Origin of the sequence: Ralstonia sp. RL (assembly GCF_001683835.1) — a bacterium.
In the GTDB taxonomy this organism is placed as follows: Bacteria; Pseudomonadota; Gammaproteobacteria; order Burkholderiales; family Burkholderiaceae; genus Ralstonia; species Ralstonia mannitolilytica.
In genome coordinates this window covers 1-943 of the sequence record NZ_LWRX01000231.1, presented here as the reverse complement: position 1 = coordinate 943, position 943 = coordinate 1, and the positions used below count along the sequence as shown (strand labels likewise).

Here is a 943-nt window from a genome sequence, read left to right as displayed (position 1 = left end):
CGAACAGATGCATGCCGACCTGGCGCCCTACGCCAGCGGCTTGCACAGCCAGGTCACCGTCTTCGCCAATACCAACGCGATCAACTGCTTTCTGCCGGAAGACCTGGGCGATTTCCTGCGCGACCATCCACAGGTGCGGGTCAGTCTGGAAGAGCAGCCCAGCCCGGCCATCGTCCGCGCCGTTGCCGCCGGGCAGGTTGACATTGGCGTCGTGGCCGACGAAGGCAACCTGGCCGGCCTGGAAACCCTGCCCTACCGGCGCGATCGACTGGTCCTGATCGTGCCGCCTGCCCATCCGCTGGCCGGCGAGCCCGCCGTCGCCTTCGCCCGCGTGCTGGCCGAACCCTTCGTCTGCCTGCATGCCGGCAGCGCCATCCACACCTTCATGATGAATCACGCTGCGCAACTCGGCGGCCGGCTCGACGTGCGCATCCAGGTCCGCAGCTTCAACGCCGTCTGCCGCATGGTGGCCGCCGGCGTCGGCATCGGCATGGTGCCGCGTTCGGCGGTGGGGGCGGCCGATGCCGTCCAGCTCATCGAAATCACCGACCCCTGGGCGCCGCGCGATTTACAACTCTGTGTCCGTTCCCGGTCGGCCCTCCCGGCCGCCGCACGGGCCCTGCTCGAACATCTGGCCGGCATGGGAGGCCCCGAGGCCGCAGGGGCGCCTCAGGGCACCGGCGTCAGCCAGTCGCCATACTGCGGATCCTCGCCGCGCACGGCGGCGAAATAGGCTTGCTGCAACTGGCGGGTGATCGGGCCGGGCTGGCCGTCGCCGATGCGCCGGGCATCCACTTCCACCACCGGCGTGATTTCCGCCGCCGTGCCGGTGAAGAACACTTCATCGGCGCAATAGACCTCGTCGCGTGTCAGGCGTTTGGCGCGCACGGCGAGGCCGGCTTCGTGGGCCAACGTGGCGACGGTGCGGCGGGGGGTGGCGGCG

The 943-nt window shown here is 70.0% G+C and carries 2 protein-coding genes; one reads left to right on the top strand and one right to left on the bottom strand.

Annotation, left to right across the window (positions count from 1 at the left end; translation table 11 throughout):
- The coding region (locus A6M56_RS21170) for a LysR substrate-binding domain-containing protein (protein ID WP_286758386.1) at positions 1-733 on the top strand (733 nt) is incomplete at its 5' end.
- Here the strand turns inward: A6M56_RS21170 and A6M56_RS21165 are convergent.
- On the bottom strand, positions 670-943 hold a 274-nt coding region (locus A6M56_RS21165), incomplete at its 5' end, for an aminotransferase class IV (protein WP_286758385.1). The genes A6M56_RS21170 and A6M56_RS21165 overlap by 64 nt on opposite strands.